The sequence below is a fragment of the Pradoshia sp. Z5_111 genome, assembly GCF_058267535.1.
This window is the reverse complement of the sequence record NZ_JBZCPQ010000004.1, coordinates 173,616-191,267: the sequence shown is the minus strand read 5'-3', so window position 1 is coordinate 191,267 and position 17,652 is coordinate 173,616. Positions and strand designations below refer to the sequence as shown.

Annotated in this window: 15 protein-coding genes; all 15 read left to right on the top strand. The window is 38.5% G+C overall.

All coding sequences use genetic code 11. The annotated features are described in order from the left end of the window. Positions 1-99: 99 nt before the first annotated feature. Positions 100-369 carry a 30S ribosomal protein S15 gene (gene rpsO, locus AC4D4A_RS10420; protein ID WP_066100335.1) on the top strand — a complete coding sequence of 90 codons (270 nt, stop codon included), beginning with the start codon at positions 100-102 and terminating at the stop codon, positions 367-369. A gap of 207 nt (positions 370-576) precedes the next feature. Then, positions 577-2,691, top strand: a complete 2,115-nt coding sequence (pnp, locus tag AC4D4A_RS10415; protein ID WP_490995848.1) for a polyribonucleotide nucleotidyltransferase — start codon at positions 577-579, stop codon at positions 2,689-2,691. 126 nt (positions 2,692-2,817) lie between these two features. Beyond that, on the top strand, positions 2,818-3,777 hold the full coding sequence (locus AC4D4A_RS10410; protein ID WP_490995847.1) for a polysaccharide deacetylase family protein: 960 nt from the start codon (positions 2,818-2,820) through the stop codon (positions 3,775-3,777). 107 nt (positions 3,778-3,884) lie between these two features. Next, positions 3,885-5,117 carry a M16 family metallopeptidase gene (locus AC4D4A_RS10405; protein ID WP_490995846.1) on the top strand — a complete coding sequence of 411 codons (1,233 nt, stop codon included), beginning with the start codon at positions 3,885-3,887 and terminating at the stop codon, positions 5,115-5,117. Positions 5,118-5,264: 147 nt separating this feature from the next. Beyond that, positions 5,265-5,522 (top strand): YlmC/YmxH family sporulation protein, encoded by a 258-nt coding sequence (locus tag AC4D4A_RS10400; protein ID WP_490995845.1) that lies wholly within the window; start codon positions 5,265-5,267, stop codon positions 5,520-5,522. Between the two features lie 116 nt (positions 5,523-5,638). Continuing rightward, on the top strand, positions 5,639-6,538 hold the full coding sequence (gene dpaA / locus AC4D4A_RS10395; protein WP_490995844.1) for a dipicolinic acid synthetase subunit A: 900 nt from the start codon (positions 5,639-5,641) through the stop codon (positions 6,536-6,538). After that, positions 6,538-7,131: a dipicolinate synthase subunit B gene (locus AC4D4A_RS10390; RefSeq protein ID WP_490995843.1), complete on the top strand. Its 594-nt coding sequence runs from the start codon at positions 6,538-6,540 to the stop codon at positions 7,129-7,131. Before dpaA ends, AC4D4A_RS10390 begins: the two co-directional genes overlap by 1 nt. A 181-nt stretch (positions 7,132-7,312) precedes the next feature. Then, positions 7,313-8,356 carry an aspartate-semialdehyde dehydrogenase gene (asd, locus tag AC4D4A_RS10385; RefSeq protein WP_490995842.1) on the top strand — a complete coding sequence of 348 codons (1,044 nt, stop codon included), beginning with the start codon at positions 7,313-7,315 and terminating at the stop codon, positions 8,354-8,356. Between the two features lie 72 nt (positions 8,357-8,428). Then, the gene (gene dapG, locus AC4D4A_RS10380; RefSeq protein ID WP_490995841.1) at positions 8,429-9,682 is read left to right on the top strand and encodes an aspartate kinase; all 1,254 of its coding nucleotides are present in this window, start codon (positions 8,429-8,431) and stop codon (positions 9,680-9,682) included. Between the two features lie 26 nt (positions 9,683-9,708). Further along, entirely contained in the window at positions 9,709-10,584 is an 876-nt protein-coding gene (gene dapA / locus AC4D4A_RS10375; RefSeq protein WP_490995840.1) for a 4-hydroxy-tetrahydrodipicolinate synthase, read from the top strand. A 335-nt stretch (positions 10,585-10,919) separates the two neighbouring features. Then, positions 10,920-12,587 carry a ribonuclease J gene (locus AC4D4A_RS10370; RefSeq protein WP_490995839.1) on the top strand — a complete coding sequence of 556 codons (1,668 nt, stop codon included), beginning with the start codon at positions 10,920-10,922 and terminating at the stop codon, positions 12,585-12,587. Between the two features lie 147 nt (positions 12,588-12,734). Then, positions 12,735-13,184, top strand: a complete 450-nt coding sequence (locus AC4D4A_RS10365) for a GNAT family N-acetyltransferase (protein WP_490995838.1) — start codon at positions 12,735-12,737, stop codon at positions 13,182-13,184. A 942-nt stretch (positions 13,185-14,126) separates the two neighbouring features. Then, positions 14,127-14,825 carry a ClpP family protease gene (locus tag AC4D4A_RS10360; RefSeq protein WP_490996021.1) on the top strand — a complete coding sequence of 233 codons (699 nt, stop codon included), beginning with the start codon at positions 14,127-14,129 and terminating at the stop codon, positions 14,823-14,825. Positions 14,826-14,827: 2 nt separating this feature from the next. Then, positions 14,828-15,037 (top strand): YlzJ-like family protein, encoded by a 210-nt coding sequence (locus tag AC4D4A_RS10355; protein ID WP_139891216.1) that lies wholly within the window; start codon positions 14,828-14,830, stop codon positions 15,035-15,037. A 110-nt stretch (positions 15,038-15,147) separates the two neighbouring features. Further along, positions 15,148-17,484, top strand: coding sequence for a DNA translocase FtsK (locus tag AC4D4A_RS10350; RefSeq protein WP_490995837.1), 2,337 nt, complete (start codon positions 15,148-15,150; stop codon positions 17,482-17,484). The last annotated feature ends 168 nt before the right edge of the window (positions 17,485-17,652 follow it).

The following is a 17,652-nucleotide window of genomic DNA, read 5'->3' as shown; positions in this document are numbered from 1 at the left end:
ATTCTTAATATCGTATGAAAAGAACCTTTCCTTGGCTAAGCGCATCACCAACGTTCGCTCAGGAATAGGGGATTTGAAAATTTTAGGAGGTGAATTAGGATGGCATTAACGCAAGAGCGTAAAAATGAGATCATTAATGAGTACAAAACTCATGAGAGCGACACTGGTTCTCCAGAAGTTCAGATCGCTGTCCTTACTGAACAAATCAACACACTTAACGAACACTTACGCACTCACAAGAAAGATCACCACTCACGTCGCGGTCTTTTGAAAATGGTAGGTAAACGTCGTAACTTACTTACTTACCTGCGTAATAAAGACGTTACTCGTTATCGCGAATTAATCAACAAGCTTGGTTTACGTCGATAAACTACTCAGAAAAAGCGGGATTTTTCCCGCTTTTTTGTTATACATAGAGGAGAAAGAGGAAAGTTAAAGGGTAATGTCGCTTTTTAACTCGACAACTATGGAGTATACTAATATTAATTTGATTGAAATCCAACAGATCTTGTCAAAATGATGAGAAACAGGATAAATTTTGTAAGATTATTGTAAGTAGAGAGGAGCAATGAAGAAATGGAGCAAACAAAACGCACATTTTCTTTAGATTGGGCAGGACGTCCATTAACGGTTGAAATCGGCCAATTAGCAAAGCAGGCTAATGGTGCTGCTTTGATTCGTTATGGCGATTCAGCCGTATTAAGTACAGCTGTAGCTTCAAAGGAACCGAAGAATTTAGATTTCTTCCCATTAACAGTAAGCTATGAAGAAAAATTATACGCAGTAGGTAAAATCCCTGGAGGATTCATTAAACGTGAGGGAAGACCAAGTGAAAAAGCGGTACTTACAAGTCGTCTAATTGACCGTCCAATTCGCCCGTTGTTCGCAGATGGATTCCGTAATGATGTACAAGTAGTCAGTATGGTTCTTAGTGTAGATCAAAACTGCCCAACTGAAATGGCAGCTATGTTCGGATCCTCATTGGCACTTTGTGTTTCTGATATCCCGTTTGAAGGACCGATTGCCGGTGTTATTGTTGGCCGTGTTGATGGTAAGTTTGTCATTAACCCAACGATCGAACAACTTGAAAACAGTGATATTCATTTAACTGTTGCAGGAACAATGGATGCTATCAACATGGTTGAAGCAGGAGCACAGGAAGTGCCTGAGGAAACCATGCTCGAAGCAATTATGTTTGGACATGATGAAATCAAGAAACTAATTGCATTCCAAAATGAAATTGTGGCTGCAGTTGGTAAAGAAAAACGTGAAATAACTCTTTATGAGCTAGATGCAGAATTAATCGAAGAAGTTAAAGGTATGTGTTTAGAAGAAATGAACACTGCTGTGCAAGTTCAAGAAAAGCATGCTCGTGAAGATGCAATTAAAGCAGTAAGAGAAAAAGTTATTGCTGTCTTTGAAGAAAAAGAAGCTGATGAAGAGAAGCTTAAGCAAGTAAATGAAATCTTGAGTAAATTGGTGAAGGATGAAGTCCGCCGTTTAATTACGGAAGAGAAAATCCGTCCTGATGGAAGAAGCCCTGAAGAAATTCGTCCTTTATCCTCTGAAGTTGGCTTATTGCCTCGTACTCATGGTTCCGGATTATTTACTCGTGGACAAACTCAAGCCCTTTCTATTGCTACACTGGGTGCATTAGGAGATGTTCAGATATTGGACGGGCTTGGCCTTGAAGAATCTAAACGTTTCATGCATCATTATAATTTCCCACATTTCAGCGTTGGTGAAACTGGACCTATCAGAGGACCGGGCAGACGTGAAATCGGACATGGTGCATTAGGTGAGAGAGCGCTTGAGCCGGTTATTCCAAATGAAAATGATTTTCCATATACGATTCGTCTTGTATCAGAAGTACTTGAATCTAATGGCTCTACGTCTCAGGCAAGTATTTGTGCAAGCACATTGGCATTAATGGATGCGGGTGTTCCAATTAAAGCACCGGTAGCAGGAATTGCAATGGGTCTCATTAAAAAGGGAGAACATTATACAGTTCTTTCTGATATTCAAGGAATGGAAGACCACTTGGGAGATATGGACTTTAAAGTGGCAGGTACAGCAAAAGGTGTAACTGCACTTCAAATGGACATAAAAATTGCAGGCTTGACTCGTGAAATCTTAGAGGAAGCATTGATGCAAGCTCAAAAAGGACGGAATCATATTCTGAATCACCTAACAAGCACATTGGAGCAACCAAGAGAAGAACTTTCACAATATGCGCCTAAGATTTTAACAATGGCTATTAAACCTGATAAAATCAGAGACGTTATTGGACCAAGCGGAAAACAAATCAATAAAATTATTGAAGAAACCGGTGTAAAAATTGATATCGAACAGGATGGTACAATCTACATCGCTTCCACTAATCAGGAAATGAATGAAAAGGCTAAAACGATTATTGAAGATTTGGTACGCGAAGTTGAAGTTGGTCAAATTTACCTTGGTACAGTTAAACGTATTGAAAAATTTGGTTGCTTCGTTGAAATCTTCAAAGGAAAAGATGGTCTTGTCCACATTTCTGAACTGGCAGAAGAACGTGTTGGTAAAGTAGAGGATGTAGTGAAAATTGGTGATGAGATCCTTGTTAAGGTAACTGAAATAGACAGACAAGGAAGAGTCAACCTTTCTCGTAAAGCGGTTCTAAAAGAACAAAAAGAAAAAGCAGAACAGAAATAAACATAACTTGGTCGGCTAGGAGACATTGGTTTCCTAGTCTTTTAATAATGTTCAATTCTAATTATGGAGCCTAGCGGTTCTAACCTGTCCTACCCGCTCATACATTTTGTGTGAGGAGGAGAAGAGATGGATAAAAAATTGTTGCAATTTCTTGCATTTTGTACCATTTGCGTTATATCATGGGTGTTGGTGCAAAGCTCATTTATGGATCAATATGTAAAAGGTATTCCCAATGGAACGGTCGCTTATGTTACAAATACAAATGATGAATTGTACCAACAAATTGAAGAAGCCGCTAAAACGTATAATCAAGAGCCTGTAGACGCTGTTATTGATAGGGTGTGGAAGAAAACACCTGGATACAATGGCATTCAGGTCGACATTGAAAAATCTTATAAAAAGATGAAAACTAAGGGTAAATTCCAGGAATCTCAACTCATTTTTAAAGAAATCAGCCCTGAAGTCCATTTACAAGACCTGTCTCCATCGCCAATATACCGTGCGAATCCAAATAAACCCGTTGTATCATTTATTATTAATGTAGCCTGGGGTAATGTGTATATCGAAGGAATGTTGGATACTTTAAAGAAACATAAGATACATGCTACATTTGTATTGGAAGGACGCTGGGTAAAGAATAATCCGGATCTAGCCAAGCGGATCGCAGCAGCCGGCCATGAACTAGGGAATCATTCATATACTCATCCGAATATGCAACAATTATCAGCTGCGGCTGTCGAGAAAGAAATCAGCGAAACAAACCGGGTCATTCAGGAGGTAACGGGCCATACTCCTCAGCTGTTTGGACCTCCAAGTGGAAGTTTTAATGATCGTACAGTTAAGGTTGCAGCAAGTCTTGGAATGGAAACAATATTATGGACAGTTGATACAGTGGATTGGAAAAAACCGACACCGGAAGTTTTAACAAAAAGGGTCCTTGACCATATACATAAAGGTGCACTTATTCTTATGCACCCAACAGAATCAACATCAAAATCAATGGATATATTAATCAAGAACATTGAGAAAGAATATAAAATTGTACCTGTCAGTGAGGCATTCAAAGAAGAACGTATAAGTCCCTGAAGACTTTCCTGCCTTTATTTTGGCGGGAAAGTTTCTCTATGCTATAAAAATGTATACATATTGGGTATGGTAATAAAGAGGGGCATCATGAATAGGAGGAACATTTGTTGATAAAAAAATATACATGTCAAAATGGGGTCCGTATCGTATTGGAAACAATCCCTACTGTTCGGTCAGTGGCGATTGGTATTTGGATTAAAACCGGTTCCCGAAATGAAGATTCCTTAAATAATGGTATTTCGCATTTCCTGGAGCATATGTTTTTTAAAGGTACCACAACAAGGTCTGCCAAAGAAATAGCTGAATCATTTGATCGGATTGGCGGTCAGGTAAATGCTTTCACCTCAAAAGAATATACGTGCTACTATGCCAAAGTATTGGACGATCACGCACCTTATGCACTGGATGTTCTTGGTGATATGTTCTTTAATTCTACATTTGCTGAAGAGGAATTGAAAAAAGAAAAAAATGTAGTTTGCGAAGAGATTAAGATGTATGAAGACACACCTGATGATATTGTTCATGATATTCTAAGCCAGGCTGTTTACGAAAAACATCCGCTTGGTTACCCAATTTTAGGTACGGATAAAATTCTTGATACCATCAATTCAGAGACATTAAAACAATATGTTTATAATCACTATACTCCTGATAAAGTGGTAATCTCGATTGCAGGAAATGTGGATGAGAGTTTTATCAAGCAGGTTGAAGGTTTATTTGGAAGCTATGAAGGCGGTACAGCGCGCCCTGAATTGGAAAAACCAACTTTCCATACCAATAAGATTGTCAGAAAAAAAGATACCGAGCAAGCCCATCTTTGTCTTGGGTATAACGGTTATGATATAGGCAATGAAAATATTTATAGCTTAATCACTCTGAACAATGTACTGGGAGGCTCTATGAGCAGCCGTCTATTCCAAAATGTTCGAGAAGAAAAAGGGCTTGCTTACAGTGTCTATTCCTATCATACCTCCTATCAGGATAATGGTATGGTGGTTATTTATGGTGGAACAGGGGCAAATCAAGTTCATCAGCTTTATGATACGATACAGGAAACTCTTGCTGAATTGCGTAATGATGGCATTACTGCCAAAGAGCTTGATAATTGTAAAGAGCAGCTGAAAGGAAGTTTGATGCTAAGCTTAGAAAGCACAAACAGCCGAATGAGCCGTAACGGTAAAAATGAGCTGTTATTGGGTAGACATCGAACTCTTGATGATATAGTTGAATTAATTGATGCTGTTTCACTTAACAGCGTAAATGAGTGTATAGAAGATATCTTTACAGACTCCTATGCAGCAGCTTTATTGGGTCCGCAAGATAAGTGGAACTTAGATTAAAAAATAAATCTCTGGCGAGCTGGCGTGAACATCCATTGGATCTTGCGCCGGCTTGTTTTTTGTTTATTTGGAACAACTTTTTCTTCTAAAATGATGTCACCCATTCATATAGTGAGATTAAGCAGAATGTGATAGGGGTGTCCTCAAATGAAGCTGAGCGAATTAAGTGGCAAAGAAATTGTGGATGTGAAAAAAGCAGAACGGTTAGGGGTCCTAGGCCAAACAGACCTTGAGATCGATGAGTTAACCGGACAAATAACCGCACTTTTAATTCCATCTGGAAAATGGTTTGGTTTTAGAAAGAATGGTAATGAGGTCCGTGTGCCATGGAGTCAAATAAAAAAGATTGGTACGGATATGGTCATCATTGATATCCCTGATGGAAATTCAATAAAGGAACCGTAAAAAACGCCGCAGGGCGTTTTTTTGTTTACCTCGTTTTTATCACGGATAGTTCCGGCATTTCATACTATGAGTTGTATAAATTGATCTTTAAAAAATAAAGAAGGTGAAAATCTTCCATGCTCACAGGAATGAATGTTGCCGTTCTTGGTGGAGATGCCAGACAGCTTGAAGTGATTCGGAAATTAACGGAGTTAGACGCAAAGGTATATTTGACAGGGTTTGAACAGTTAGCACATGCATACACGGGAGCAGTAAAGGAAAAACTGGAAGATTTGCCGGTAAAAGAGCTGGATGCGATTATTTTGCCTGTTGCTGGCACAAATATGGAAGGTAAGCTGGATACCATTTTTTCAAATATGCAAGTCATCCTGACGGAAGCTTTTTTAAAGGAGACACCGGCACATTGTACAATCTATTCCGGTATAAGCAATGAGTATTTAATAAATATAACGAAACAGGCAAACCGTAAACTAGTCCAATTATTTGAACGAGATGATGTAGCGATTTATAATTCCATTCCCACGGTAGAAGGTACCATTATGATGGCCATTCAGCATACAGATTTTACGATACACGGATCAAATGTGGTCGTTCTTGGTTTAGGCAGAGTGGGAATGAGTGTGGCGCGTGCTTTCCATGGGCTGGGAGCCAAAGTCCTTGTAGGTGCCCGTAAATCAGAACATATAGCCAGAATAGAGGAAATGGGGTTAACTCCTTTCCATTTATCCGCTTTGGAATCTGTGGTTGAAAATGTGGATATTTGTATTAATACAGTTCCTCACAAAATCATTACCGCAGGAATTATTTCAAGGATGCCGTCCCGAACATTGATTATTGATTTAGCATCGAAACCGGGAGGAACAGATTTCAGATATGCAGAAAAACGTGGGGTTAAAGCAATATTAGCGCCCGGGTTACCTGGGATAGTGGCGCCTAAGACAGCCGGACAGATTATAGCAAATGTGTTGGGGCAATTACTGCTGGACGATTTAGGAAATGGAAAGGAGACACCATGATGGATGTTAAGGGATTGCGAATAGGGTTTGGATTAACAGGATCGCACTGTACGTATGATGAAGTATATCCAGAAATTGAAAAGCTGGTACTTGCAGGAGCCGAGGTTGTCCCTGTTGTCAGTTATACAGTTAAAAATACCGACACCAGATTTGGCAAGGGAGAGGATTGGATAGCTAAAATAGAAAAACTGACAAACCGAAAAGCGATTGATACCATCGTCGATGCAGAGCCCCTGGGTCCTAAGTATCCGTTGGATTGCATGGTGATTGCACCCCTGACAGGTGTTTCGATGAGTAAATTCGCAAATGCACAAAATGATTCCCCTGTTTTAATGGCTGCAAAAGCCACACTTCGGAATCATCGCCCAGTTGTTCTCGGTATCTCGACAAATGATGCCCTAGGTTTAAATGGTGTAAATTTAATGAGACTCCTAAGCACTAAGGATATATACTTCATTCCATTTGGCCAGGATGATCCTGAAAAAAAACCAAACTCTATGGTAGCCAGAATGGAAAGTCTGGTGGAAACGGTGGAATATGCGTTAGAGGCAAAACAAATCCAGCCTATTGTCATTGAAAAATACAGAGATTAAAGTGCATGATTTAAAAAAAAGATATCTTATGATATATTTTATAGAAGAATATATTCATTGTTCTGAAAAGAAGGTTGCTCCTTTTATAAAAAATATATAAATAGCTATGACAGCATATCTTATTATTTCTAGTAGTTTACATGAAAATAAATACCTAATTTTATAGGAAGGGGTAACAAACATGAATGAAAAAAAATTACACGTAGCTGTAGTCGGGGCTACTGGTGCTGTTGGACAGCAAATGATTGACACTCTTCAAAAAAGGAAATTCCCTATTGGGAAGATAAGCCTGTTATCCTCTTCTCGTTCAGCAGGTAAACAAATCGAATTTAATGGAGAGACCATAACAGTACAGGAAGCAAAGCCAGAGAGCTTTGAAGGGGTAGACATTGCCCTGTTTAGTGCTGGCGGCAGTATATCTAAAGCATTAGCTCCTGAGGCTGTTAAAAGGGGTGCTATCGTTGTAGATAATACGAGTGCCTTTCGTATGGACGAAAATGTTCCGCTTGTAGTTCCTGAGGTGAATGAGGATGATCTTCATAAGCATCAGGGAATCATAGCTAACCCTAATTGTTCGACAATCCAAATGGTTGCAGCGCTTGAACCAATCAGAAAAGCCTATGGACTTAAAAAAATTATTGTTTCCACCTATCAGGCTGTTTCTGGAGCGGGTGCAGCAGCTGTTGAGGAATTAAATACGCAAGCAAGCGATATTTTAGCCGGTAAAACGGTTAATCCATCTATATTACCTGTTAAAGGTGCGGAAAAACATTATCAGATAGCTTTTAATGCTATTCCTCAGATTGATGTTTTTGGTGAGAATGGGTATACATTTGAAGAAATGAAAATGGTAAATGAAACGAAGAAAATTATGCATTTGCCGTCACTGCAGGTAGCAGCAACGTGTGTTCGCCTTCCAATCGCAGTAGGCCATTCAGAATCTGTGTATATTGAAATTGAAAATAATGGTGTCAGTGCTGAGCAAGTAAAAGAATTATTACTAAATGCTCCTGGAATTGTCCTTCAGGATGATCCCGCCAATCAAGTCTATCCAATGCCTGCAGATTGCGTTGGGAAGAATGAAGTCTTTGTTGGGAGAGTAAGGAAAGATTTGGACGAAGATACTGGGTTCCATATGTGGGTTGTTTCCGATAACCTATTAAAAGGGGCCGCCTGGAATTCTGTTCAAATTGCAGAGAGTCTTATTCGATTAGGTCTAGTATAATTATTGAAATGATAGATATCTTGGCCTTCTTATTTTCTTTAAAGTAGGAAGGCTCATTTTGGGGTGTAAAAAGTGAAGATCATCATTCAAAAGTTCGGCGGTACCTCTGTAAAGGATGCAGAAAGCAGAGAGTATGCGTTTCAACATATAAAAAGAGGGATAGATAAAGGGTACAAAATAGTAGTTGTAGTATCTGCAATGGGCAGAAAAGGTGATCCATATGCAACGGATTCCTTACTTTCACTTGTTAATGAAAAAGGAATGTACTTGGGTGAACGAGAGCAGGACTTGCTATTATCTTGTGGAGAGATAATTTCAGCGGTTGTATTTACCAATATGCTCTTAGAAAAAGGAATTCGTGCGACTGCTTTAACTGGCGGACAGGCCGGTTTCAGGACAAATAATGACTATACAAATGCGAAAATAATGGAAATGAAGACCGATAGACTGATTGATGAGCTAGAAAAATCAGACGTTATCGTTGTGACCGGTTTTCAGGGTGTTGCTGAAAACGGTGATATAACAACGATAGGGCGCGGCGGCAGTGATACATCTGCTGCAGCCCTCGGAGCGGCACTAAAGGCGGAGTATGTTGACATTTTTACGGATGTAGAAGGAATTATGACAGCTGATCCCCGTATTGCGGAACAAGCCAGACCGCTGTCAGTAGTAACCTATACAGAGGTATGTAATATGGCCTACCAGGGGGCTAAGGTCATTCATCCCCGTGCTGTTGAAATTGCGATGCAGGCAAAGGTGCCGATGCGAATCCGTTCAACCTATGCTGAAGGTGAGGGAACGCTGGTTACAGGTCATCCGAAACACCGTCGAGGCAGTGATATACAGGAACGTCTTGTTACTGGTATTGCCCATGTAAGCAATATCACTCAGATAAAAGTAAAGGCTAAGGAAGATCAGTATGATCTGCAGGCGGAAGTCTTTACTGCAATGGCCAATTCAGGCATAAGCGTTGATTTTATTAATATTTATCCAAATGGTGCTGTGTATACAGTCTCCAACAACGATGCCAATAAGGCAATTTCGGTATTACGTGAATTAGGATATGAACCTCGTATCCAATCAAACTGTGCCAAAGTGTCTGTCGTTGGAGCTGGGATTACTGGAGTGCCAGGAGTAACAGCAAAAATTGTCACTCCATTATCAGAACGAGGCATACAGATTCTGCAATCTGCAGATAGCCACACAACAATATGGGTATTAGTTAAAGAAGAAGATTTGGTGAAGGCTGTAAATGCTCTTCATAATGCCTTTAATCTCCATTTAATGGATGATAATCTGTATGAATGGGAAGAACTTGCGGAATAAAAAAATAGAAGATTGGAAGTGGAAATATGGGTCTTTTTGGGCGCGTGTCCACCGCGATGGTTACACCTTTTGATAATAAAGGAAATATTGATTTTGGAAAGACAGCAAAACTCATAGATTACTTAATTGAAACAGGCACAGATTCACTGGTGGTATCAGGAACTACTGGTGAATCTCCAACCTTATCTACAGAAGAAAAAGTGGCATTGTTTGAATATGTCGTGAAAATTGTAAACAAACGTATACCTGTGATAGCGGGAACTGGCTCAAATAATACGTATGCGTCCATCCATTTAACAAAGAAGGCGGAAGCGGCCGGTGTAGATGCAATTATGCTTGTAGCGCCTTATTATAATAAACCGAATCAAGAGGGTCTTTATCAACATTTTAAATCTGTGGCGGAGGCTACTACTCTGCCGTGCATGATTTATAATATACCAGGCAGAACGGCAACGAATATTCATCCGGAAACCGTTATTCGCCTGTCAGAGATTCCGAATATTGTTGCTGTAAAAGAGGCCAGCGGTAATTTAAATGCAATGACAAAAATTATTGCCAATACACCGGATGATTTCGATTTATACAGTGGAGATGATGGTTTAACTCTGCCTGTACTTTCAATTGGAGGGGCAGGTGTGGTTTCGGTGGCATCCCATATAATCGGACGTGACATCCAAAAAATGATAGAACATTTCTATGCTGGTGAAATGGCTGAGGCAGCCCAAATGCATCAGAGATTACTGCCAGTTATTGAGGGGTTATTTATGGCACCAAGCCCAGCGCCTTTAAAAACTGCCTTGCAAATCAAGGGAATGAGCGTTGGGTCTGTTCGTTTGCCTCTTGTGCCTATGAATGAAGTTGAACGGAACACATTGATAAATCTATTAAATACATTAAAATAATGCTTAATTAAAGTATGTCTATTTTTAGAGTCTGCCTGAGGATAAGCCAATCCAATGCGATTGGCTTATCTATCTTTTTAGCACTATTTTATACATATTCATTTTTTATATATCATGTTTTAGTTAGCATTGAAGATATCTGCTTGTTTGTCATACATATGGGAAACAAATAGCGTATATATACATTATGAACCTAAAGAAAAGCTTAAAGAACGATAGTCAGAATTCATAGATAAATCTAAAAAGATGATGTCAGTGGCATGCCGATACACTATCGGTTATAATGGATTCAACTGGAAAATGGACGAGTAGTTGATAACAGGAGGAACAATAAATTGGTTAAACAAATTAGACAGAAGATCAAAGTAATTGCATTAGGCGGAGCAGGAGAGATCGGAAAAAATATGTATCTCGTTGAAGTAGACGAAGATATTTTTGTACTTGATGCCGGGTTAATGTTTCCGGAAACCGAAATGCTTGGAATTGATGTAGTCATTCCGGATATCTCTTACCTTATCGAAAATAAAGAAAGAATTCAGGGAATTTTTCTATCCCATGGTCATGAGGATCATATTGGTGCACTACCTTATATTATTGAGGAATTGGATGCACCGGTTTATGGTACAAGATTGAGCATAGAATTAACAAAATCCAAAATCGCAGAAATTAACGAAAATTTAAATGTTGACTTTGAAGTAATAGATTCAAACACATCCCTGCGTTTTTCTTCTGCAAGAATTACATTTTTCAAAACGAATCACAGCATTCCTGATTCTGTTGGAATCTGTATTGAAACAAAAGATGGTGCAATAGTTTATACGGGGGATTTTAAATTTGATCAGGCTGCCCAAGGACTTTACAAAGCGGAAATTGGCAAAATGGCAGCAATCGGTGAGTCAGGAGTTCTCTGTCTATTATCAGATAGTTCAGGAGCAGAACGGATTGGATTTACTCCTTCTGAATCCCTTGTTGCAAGAAATATGTCTGATGAATTTTACAATGCAAAAGGCAGAATTATTGTAGCATGCTATGCATCTAATCTTAACGGTCTTCAGCAAGTGTTCAATGCCGCGTTTGATAATCATAAAAAAGTAGCAGTTGTCGGCAAATCTATGGAAAAAGTAATGGAAATTGCCTTGGAATTTAATTATTTGGATGTCCATGAGGATGTGTTGATTCCGATAACTGAAATCGACCAATATGAAGATCGTGAAATTATTATCCTTGCTACTGGATTGCAGGGAGAGCCATTTGAAGCGTTGCAAAAAATGGCCAAGCATGGTCATAAACAAGTTAATATTAAGCAGGGTGATACGGTATTATTGGCAGCTAACCCTGTCCATGGCGGAGAACTGCTTATGTCCAGGACTATCGATTTGTTATTTAGAGCAGGTGCAAAGGTAGTAGCTGGTAAAAACCAAATCCATGTATCGGGCCATGGAAGCCAGGAAGAGCTAAAAATGATGCTTAATCTTATGAAACCAAAGTATTTTATTCCTATCCAAGGTGATTATAAAATGCTAATTGCCCATATGCGCATTGCGAAATCGATTGGCTTTAACCAAAATCAAATTCATATACCGGAAAATGGTGAGGTTATTGAAATAACAAATGACTCAATCGAAAGCGCTGGTAAAGTAACTGCTGGGAATGTTTTGATAGATGGAAGCGGCGTTGGTGATGTAGGAAATATTGTCTTGCGTGACCGACGATTACTATCTCAGGACGGTATTCTAATTGTTGTTGTGACTTTAAGCCGGGCGGATAAGAGTATAGTAGCAGGTCCTGAAATCATTTCACGTGGATTTGTGTATGTTCGAGAATCAGAATCATTAATGGAACAATCAACAAATATTGTACGTGAGATTGTGATTAAAAATACTTCTAAAGACCATTTTGACTGGGCCGGAATGAAACAGGAAGTCCGTGATAGTTTAAATCATTATTTGTTTGATAAAACAAAAAGACGCCCAATGATTTTACCAATTATTATGGAAGTATAAATAGGACGTAAATGGCTATCCAGCGGATAGCCATTTTTCTTATCCAGCTAAGTATCAGTTGGAAATGATGATAGATGTAGCTTAAAGAATATCAAATCTAATCCAGCGTTATTTGGTTGAATTAAAAAAGAATGAGAGTGATATATAGTGATTACATTTGAACAAGTAACAGAAGAGAATTTATATATAGCAAAAGAAATGATGGATTCTAATTCTTCCTATTTTAAGGAGTACGGTATATCGCAAAATAGGGAGGAAATATTAGAATCATTGTCTCTAAAACAAGGTAATTTTTTGATTAAAGCTGATGATACGTATATTGGACTAACTGCTTTTAGGGAGCATAAAGTGGAGCAGTTCGTTACGATTAATCTGATAATCATTCATGCAGATTACCAGGGATTTGGTTATGGTACAACAGCTTACTTTGAATTGGAAGATCAGTTTATCAAGCATGGATTAAAGAAAATCAGATTGAATGTGAGCAGTGAAGACAACAGAGTCAAATCATTTTGGGAAAGAAATGGGTATACAGCCAGTGAACAAGATACAAGTAATGGGGAAGATAGGGTACGTTATGAAAAGTATCTTGTTTAGTGTTAATGTTACAGGCGGCTTGTCATTGAAAAGCCGCCTTGTTTTATTTTCTGCTCACATTTAAGACTGATGAAGTAATTACACCAATCAAAAAAAATAAAAAAAATTAAATGAAAGCGGTTTATTCTTTTGAAAATGGGTATTATATAAATAAGAAAGGAGGAAACAAAAAAGTTTAACACTTCAGGTGACTCAATCATATAGTGTTCGTTCCGTAGAAGGAAGCTTAAGTATTAAGAGTGAACGATATATGATCGAAACTATTTCTAACAAGATTATGTGAATCTTAAACAAATGTGATAATGTGGTTTAATTCTAAAGGTAACTTCTAAAAGAAATTAACTCAAATGGGGAAGGATTGAAAGACCGATTTATGCTGATAGTAAACAGTTTTCAGTATAAAAAAGTCCAGATATGTTTAACCAAAAGCCTTTCACCGGATATATTTCAAAAGGGTGGAGTTAATAGTAGGAGTCTTACCAATGAAAAACCAAAAAAAGGCAAGGTGATGGTCACAATTGGATAAGAGTGGAATGGTTGTTTTGTTCCACATAATCAGGATTGATCGAAATAGAAAATCGGGTATGAGTAACCAATAAAAATTGAATATGCAGTGTGTTTTTAAGGTAACGTAAAAGGTGTAAAGAAACCTTTATAATGCGGAACTAACACACTTCAGCTGAAAAAGTTTGAACCAGAAGTACCGGGCAGTAATAAAGTTTTAATCAGCTGATGCATGGTTGAGTCTCCTAAGGTGTTAAACGATTGTTTCTCCTGAAGAATCCTAAAAATAGGATTCTTTTTTTTGGTTTTTTAGAATGTATTAGTGCCCCGTAAATTGAATGGAAAAGATTCCACTGTACATACTAAAGGGGAGAGTGTTTTTGTAGAGGGGGATTAAGAGTGGATAAAAAGTCAGAGGTACCTCATGAGGAAAAGACAGTGGATGATACTAAGGGAGCTGCCAGTGCTCTTGTAGATAAGATACAAGCTTTGGGACAAACCAATGTACCGCAGTTACCAAAAGATTCAACCATACATTGTTTAACGATTATAGGACAAATAGAAGGTCATGTACAATTGCCACCGCAAAACAAAACAACAAAATATGAACATGTTATTCCACAGTTGGTGGCAATCGAACAAAATCCTGATATTAAAGGGTTATTGGTTATCTTAAATACCGTTGGAGGTGATGTGGAAGCTGGGCTTGCTATGTCTGAAATGATTGCTTCTCTATCAAAGCCAACTGTATCTATCGTTTTAGGAGGAGGTCATAGTATCGGTGTCCCTATAGCAACTAGCTGTGATTATTCTTTCATTGCAGAAACAGCTACCATGACAATCCATCCTATTCGTCTTACCGGACTTGTGATCGGAGTACCCCAATCATTTGAATATCTTGATAAAATGCAGGACCGGGTCGTGAATTTTGTGGTCAAGCACTCAGCCATCAATGAAGACACCTTTAAGGATTTGATGTTTGCGAGAGGAAATCTTGCGAGAGATATTGGAACAAATGTAGTGGGGGAAGATGCTGTGAAAACAGGCTTAATTGATGAGGTTGGCGGTATCGGTGCTGCAATTGCCAAGCTTAACGAAATGATAAGAGAAAAAAGTGACTCTTCGAAAGGAGATTAAGTATGACTTTTTATACAATTATGCCTTTGGATACTTTGATGTATGAAGAATTATATCAAGCCAGTCATGAAATGTTTAAGAAGGATGGTATCCCGTTTATTGGAGAGAGATTACCTAATGGAGCAGTAAAGGTTAACCGGATTATCAGTACAGATCCAAATGATTACTTATCTGAGACACTTGCGCCAGGAGCGGTAATTAACAACCTGTAATAGCGGTCAGTGTGTATTATTTATGCTATAATAAAGGTGAACGGGGTAAAGGCAGCCAGGTTGGCTGCTTTCTTTTCGTTTTTAATTCTATATGAAATACGGGTGGTCGAATGAGTAAGAAAAAAAAGAAATCTCGTTCCAAAAAAGGTGACCAAATAAAGTCAACCTTAAAATATGAAATATCGGGACTTTCTATATTTGGGTTTTCTGCGATTGCAATGGCAAAGCTTGGGGCAGTAGGAACTTCATTCGTGTTTCTTTCTAGGTTCTTTATGGGGGAGTGGTATATTTTACTTCTGCTTGGCTTAATGGCCTTCGGTGTGTTCCTAATGTGGAAAAGAGAGGTTCCATTCTTTTTTAAACGCCAGCTGGTCGGTATATACTTCATTATTTTAGCAATCTTACTCTCTTCACATATTATTTTATTTGAGAATTTGTCTTCTAATAATGGATTTACCCAGCCAAGTGTCATTTTAAATACCTGGGAAATCTTTTGGATGGAATTACAGGGAACTGCGAGTACCATTGATCTTGGCGGCGGGATGATTGGTGCCATCCTTTATGCCGTCTTCCATTTTTTATTTGCAGATGCCGGCAGTAAATTTATTTCATTTTTATTGATTGTTGCAGGTTTAATTCTTATAACAGGTAAAGGCTTAAGTGATTCAATTGGCAAAGTACTTGGTGCGATTGGAAGATTTATCGTCAGCCAGTGGAAATCGTTTATGGCAGAACTTCGAGAGCCTAAAACAACAAAGAATAAAAACAAAAATCAAAAGATGAAAAGTAAAAGTGAATCTGTACAAGCTGCATCTCCAGTACTGGAAGATGAGAGAAATAATCCAGAAAAAGAAGATACACTTGAAGAAAGAATTATTTCGAATTTTGCTGATCGTGCCTATTTGGATGAGGAAATTGATGAAAAGAAAACTGATGATCAGATCAGTAAACCAAATGATAGTACTGAAGCTCCTGCTGAATCTGTGCCACATATGACTTTTACAGAAGTTGAAAATGTGGACTATAAACTGCCAAAATTATCGCTATTGAAGTCACCAAAAAAAGCAGATCAAAGTGGAGAATATGAATTAATACATACAAATGCTGAGAAATTAGAGAGTACCTTTAAAAGCTTTGGAGTTAAAGCGAGGGTCACTCAAGTTCATCTGGGACCTGCAGTTACGAAATATGAGGTGCATCCTGATGTAGGTGTAAAGGTTAGTAAGATTGTGTCATTATCAGATGATTTGGCATTGGCGCTCGCTGCCAAGGATATACGTATTGAAGCACCAATCCCAGGTAAATCAGCGATTGGGATAGAAGTGCCTAATTCAGATGTGGCGGTAGTGTCATTAAGAGAGGTTCTCGAGGTACAGCCTTCTGAAAAAAGCGGTTCAAAACTATTAATTGCTTTAGGTAGAGATATATCAGGTGAAGCAGTTTCTGCTGAACTGAATAAAATGCCTCACTTACTCGTAGCCGGAGCAACCGGAAGCGGGAAAAGTGTCTGTATTAACGGAATCATTACTAGTGTACTCATGAGAGCAAAACCACATGAAGTTAAAATGATGATGATTGATCCAAAAATGGTGGAGTTAAATGTTTATAATGGAATCCCTCATTTATTGGCTCCAGTTGTAACAGATCCAAAAAAAGCAGCTCAGGCATTAAAGAAAGTTGTTATGGAAATGGAAAGGCGTTATGAGTTGTTTTCTCATTCAGGAACTCGAAATATTGAGGGGTACAATGACTTAGTGACGAGACAAAATTTAGAAGAAGGCGAAAAAAATCCTTTATTGCCATATATTATTGTCATTGTGGATGAGTTGGCAGACCTTATGATGGTTGCGTCCAGTGAGGTGGAGGATGCAATAACAAGGCTTGCACAAATGGCAAGGGCTGCAGGCATACATTTGATTATTGCAACCCAGCGGCCATCTGTAGATGTTATTACAGGAGTTATAAAAGCCAACATCCCTTCACGGATTGCTTTTAGTGTCTCCTCCCAAATTGATTCGAGAACCATATTAGATATGGGCGGGGCAGAAAAACTTCTCGGTCGCGGGGATATGTTATTCCTGCCTGTAGGTGCGTCAAAGCCGGTACGGGTACAAGGTGCGTTTTTATCAGATCAGGAAGTGGAAGATGTAGTTGACTTCGTGATTTCTCAGCAAAGAGCCCAATATCAAGAGAATATGATCCCGGATGAAGTTCAGGAAACAGTAAGTGAATCAACAGATGACTTATATGATGAAGCCGTCAAATTAATTGCTGATATGCAAACCGCCTCTGTTTCGATGCTCCAAAGACGATTCAGGATTGGATATACAAGGGCTGCACGTTTGATCGATGAGATGGAAGCTCGCGGTGTCGTTGGTCCGTATGAAGGAAGCAAACCAAGAACTGTGCTTGTTCCTAAGGACTTCGATCAGGCTAGTAATTCATAAAAAGAGCAGTATAGGTACCAAACCCGAAAGTTAGATTAAAAACTAACTTTTGGGTTTTTTTTGTATGTTAATAAATGAATTTTAAACTGTAAAGAAAGTTTATAAGTGAGTTTTTTTTCAAAAAGTTATTAATAATTTTATATTAGGATAATTTATTTATTTTTACTT